At 36.6% G+C, this 4,170-nt stretch carries 5 protein-coding genes and 1 pseudogene; all 6 read right to left on the reverse strand.

From position 1 onward, the window contains the following. The coding region (locus tag HMPREF2780_RS07985; RefSeq protein ID WP_199774055.1) for an RpiB/LacA/LacB family sugar-phosphate isomerase at positions 1-235 on the reverse strand (235 nt) is incomplete at its 3' end. Positions 236-251: 16 nt separating this feature from the next. Next, positions 252-677 carry a galactose-6-phosphate isomerase subunit LacA gene (gene lacA / locus HMPREF2780_RS07990; protein ID WP_009659075.1) on the reverse strand — a complete coding sequence of 142 codons (426 nt, stop codon included), beginning with the start codon at positions 675-677 and terminating at the stop codon, positions 252-254. A gap of 602 nt (positions 678-1,279) precedes the next feature. Beyond that, positions 1,280-2,758, reverse strand: a complete 1,479-nt coding sequence (locus HMPREF2780_RS07995) for a PTS galactitol transporter subunit IIC (protein ID WP_105026461.1) — start codon at positions 2,756-2,758, stop codon at positions 1,280-1,282. A gap of 95 nt (positions 2,759-2,853) precedes the next feature. Then, positions 2,854-3,159, reverse strand: coding sequence for a PTS sugar transporter subunit IIB (locus HMPREF2780_RS08000; RefSeq protein ID WP_012130593.1), 306 nt, complete (start codon positions 3,157-3,159; stop codon positions 2,854-2,856). A 37-nt stretch (positions 3,160-3,196) separates the two neighbouring features. Next, the gene (locus tag HMPREF2780_RS08005; protein ID WP_105026462.1) at positions 3,197-3,673 is read right to left on the reverse strand and encodes a PTS sugar transporter subunit IIA; all 477 of its coding nucleotides are present in this window, start codon (positions 3,671-3,673) and stop codon (positions 3,197-3,199) included. Positions 3,674-3,805: 132 nt separating this feature from the next. Further along, positions 3,806-4,170 (reverse strand): annotated as a pseudogene (locus HMPREF2780_RS08010) (tagatose-bisphosphate aldolase); the annotation flags it as partial.

Raw genomic sequence — 4,170 nt, forward strand, 5'->3', positions numbered from 1 at the left:
GAACTTTGTTAACAGCGTTATTGATACCAACACCAGTACCACAGATACAAACACCAAGATCAGCCTGACCGCTAGTTACGGCTTCCCCTACTTTTTTACCAAAGATGGGATAGTGAGTACGAGTATGGTCATAAGTACCAAAGTCAAGGACTTCATAGCCTTTTGATTTCAAAAAATCTGAAACAGCCATTTTTTCATTGGTAACGATATGGTCACATCCAATTGCAATTTTCATTTGACTTCTCCTTTTCTTAGCACATTTTGTTGAGCATGTCGACCCGGATTTGGTGACGTCCGCCGTCGTATTTACCATTGACAAAGCCTTTAGCAATATTCTTAGCCAGGCCTTCACCAACGATTTCAGCTCCCATCGTAATCATGCGAGAGTTGTTATGACCGCGAGTCATGTAGGCAGAGCGTTCATCAGAAACTTCCGCTGCAACCATACCTTTGATTTTGGTCGCTACCATGAATGGACCAGCCCCATAAGCATCGATGACAATACCAAGATTCTCCTCTTGTTTATTCACCTCAGCTGCAACTGCAAGGGTCACATCAACAAAATCCTGACCTTCTTTCGTCACATCGACCACTTCAAAGTTTTCTCCGACGAGAAAATCCTTGACCACATCTTTCAGCTTGCTTCCAGCAGCATCTGCTCCAATAATAATTGCCATGATCATTCTCCTTTGTTTGATTTTTTGCACAGATTATTGTTTATAAAAAACACTATCTGTTTCTTATACTCATACTATACACCATCTTGAGTTCATTGTCAACATTTTTTGTTTATTTTAATCGCATTTTTTAAAAAAATGATGAAAATAAACAAAGATTCTCTAAACAAACTTAATGATTCTTACATATTCAAGAAAAAATAAGGAATAACATTTCTATTTTTACCAATTATCTTTAAATAAGTATAAAAACATCTTAAACCAATTTATTAAAAGCTCTATGCATAAACTAAGCTAAAAGAAGTGAAATAAAAACAATCTTTTGTCTTCTTGAAAGTCTGATTGCATTTAAAAAATCCCAAATCTGATAAACAGAAATGGGAGGGGGACAATTTATAAAAATAGATTACGAGAGTCTTACTTAAACTGCTCATGAAATTCTAGAAGCTAAATAGTTAATTCTATCTAGAAAGAGACCGTCAGCAAGTTCATATTCATTATTTCCTTGATTTTAGGTCTCTTCTATCTTCAATTTAATCTATTTCTATCTAAGAATAAGCAAACTTATTATTTTTTTATTCTTTTCTCGAAAGAACTATATATTAGTTTTTACCTTGAGCTACGTACTCTTCATTACGTTTGATCATTTGTTTTCTGTACCAAGCAAAGATACCGATATAGAATGCAAGGAAGGCTACAACACCAAGAATAGCTTTAATATCACCGGTTGTTGCGTTACCAATTGTCCAACCAAAGAGTTTTTCAACTGGTCCTTCAAGAGTTGAGTGAGTAATCAATTGAGTTGAAGCTACCCCTTTAGGGAAGGCATCAACGCTCTTAGCCAATTGAGTCGCAAACGGTGCAATCAATGTTCCTGAAAGAAGGAAGAGTGGTAAGAGAAGGCTTCCGAAGATGATCATACGGATCAATTTACCGCGAGTAACAACCAAAAGAGCTGGAGTTACACCCATCGCAATAATACCAGCAAGTGGCAAGATACCATTACCAACTTTAGAAAGAAGCACAGCTTCAATTAGCATAATTGGTGCAAGTACGTTAGCACAAGCCCAGATTTCAGCACGACCAGCAATGAAAGGCCAGTCAAGACCGATATTGAATTTACGCCCTTGTAGACGTTTTGTAGCAACGTTTGTAATACCTTGTGAAAGTGGTTCTACCGCTGCAATGAACCATGAACCGATCAATGAGAACAATTCCAAGGAGACACCAGCTGTTAAACCAAGGCTCAACCAAGATTTAATAACCAATTCCCATGTTTTTAAATCTTCTACGTTAGCTTCTGGATGTGGTGTTCCCATAATTCCGATTACAATACCAAGAAGGAAACCAATAAAGAATTTAGAACCCCAGAAACCAATTTTCTTATTCAGCTTAGCAGCATCAAAGTCGTATTTATCAAGACCAGGGAAGAATTTATCAAAGATTTTATCCAAGACCATGATGATAGGGTTCATCATGTAGTTCATGTGAGTAGAGGTCATTGGAGATGAACTTGGAGCATTTAGGAGGTCGTCAAAAGTTGGTTTCATCAAGTCAGAGTTGATAATCTTCATGATTCCTACTAGTACGACTGCAAGAGTTGCTACAAAAAGAGAAACACCTTGGCTTACTCCGTTGTTATCTGCATACCATTTAATCAAGAGACCTGTGATTGACAGGTGCCAAATATCAAAGATATCTACATCGAGTGTATCAGTTTTCTTCATCAAGAGCATCACGATATTGACAATCAACATCACCAGCAAGAAATATAGAGTCCAAGCTGAACCCCAAGTAATCGTTGCAAGTGGTGCCCAACCTACGTCAGTAATATTAAGCTGGATCCCCGTATTGGTTACAAATTTTGCTAAAGAAGCTGAAAAAGCTCCATTCAACATTCCAATAATTGCACCAATACCTGTTAAGGCGATCGCTAATTTAATACCACCTTCGAGGGCTTTGGAAAATTTAACTCCAAACAAGAGGGCTAGAACCGTCAAAATGATTAACATAATGATTGGACCACCCATCGCCAAAATTGGCTTAAAAATATCGTTGGCTAATTTAATAATGCCATCCATAATAAATCCTCCCGATTTATATTAATTTATATATTGTTTATAATATAAGAACTCCAGCGCACTCTTCAGACAGCGCTTTCATACTCTTTAAAAAATTAACTCAGACCATGATCTTTGATAGCTGCTTCAATATTGTCAAACACTGGAGCGCTCATTGCTGGAATTCTGAACAAGATTGGTCCAGCTTCTACAACTGGAATACCAGGATCAAAACCTAAATCTGTCGCAGCAATTGGTGTGAAAATATCATAGCCTTTAATCAAATCTTCATTGACATCTTTAACCATCACTGCATCACAGCGAACATCATAACCACGGTTAGATAATTCTTCTTCTAACGCACTCTTAATTTGGTGACTTGAATTAACACCTGCCCCACAGGCTGCTAAAATTTTAATCATTTGGATTTCCTCCGTTTTATATATTTTCTTGATTTTTTTATCCGATTTCTTCTGTTATATATTGATATAATTCATCTTCATTTGCAAACTTAGATAAATTCTCTAAATTGCCATTCTTAGTAAAGAAATCCATCAATTGTGCCAGAATATTCGTCTGGCTAGAACTTGAGTTGTTAATGATAAAGAACAAAAGTGAAACTTCTACTTCTTTATCAGGAGCTATCATATTGTGAAAAGTCACAGCTCGATTTAAGCGTACTACAACAACTTTTTCAGCTAAGTTATGTTCAATATCTGTATGAGGGATTGCTACATTCGGTAAGTCTTTTCCTAGAAACTCCATGTCCAATCCAGTTGGAAATGACTTTTCTCTCTCGATTAATGCAGTCCTATAAGAAGGAGTTACAATCTTTCTTTCTTCAAGAAGGTTAGCGACTTGATTAAAAAGATGTTCTTGATTATCTGCTTGTAGACAGAAGACCAAGTTCTTATCAAACAATTGATTAAGTCCCATAATACTTCACCCCTTTCTATATTTAATATATCTTTATTTCAATATAAAATCAATCTACTTTTTATAACTAAATGCCTACAAATTATGCTAAGACATATATTGATTTTTCTCTTTAAAATATAATCTATAATTTTATTTCCAAGAGGTTGCACTGCTCTTTAAAACTTGATTTAATTCTTCAATGTTTTGACGTCCTTCAGTACGAAGCCATTCACGAGCTGCTGCCTCACCATCTTTGATGTAGGCTTCAACTGATCCTGCCCAAGTTGCACGGCCACAAAGAACTCCATTGAAGTTTGCACCTGATTCGTGGGCAAAGACAAGGGTTTCTTGGAAGAGTTTAGCCGATACACCCGCACTCAAGTAGATGTATGGCAAGTTAGTTGCTTCATCTTGCGCTTTGAAGAAGGCTGCTGCTTCTTCACGTGTATGAACGATTTCACCATCGCCAAAGCCTTCAACGTATTTAACATTGACTGGAACTTCCACTTTCAAGA

Source organism: Streptococcus sp. HMSC062B01, from assembly GCF_001811085.1.
Classification (GTDB): domain Bacteria; phylum Bacillota; class Bacilli; order Lactobacillales; family Streptococcaceae; genus Streptococcus; species Streptococcus gordonii.

What these genes read in the sequence shown, in the direction of transcription:
- lacA (WP_009659075.1), bottom strand. Translation starts at nt 677, where the DNA reads ATGGCAATTATTATTGGAGCAGATGCTGCTGGAAGCAAGCTGAAAGAT.
- HMPREF2780_RS07995 (WP_105026461.1), bottom strand. Translation starts at nt 2,758, where the DNA reads ATGGATGGCATTATTAAATTAGCCAACGATATTTTTAAGCCAATTTTG.
- HMPREF2780_RS08000 (WP_012130593.1), bottom strand. Translation starts at nt 3,159, where the DNA reads ATGATTAAAATTTTAGCAGCCTGTGGGGCAGGTGTTAATTCAAGTCAC.
- HMPREF2780_RS08005 (WP_105026462.1), bottom strand. Translation starts at nt 3,673, where the DNA reads ATGGGACTTAATCAATTGTTTGATAAGAACTTGGTCTTCTGTCTACAA.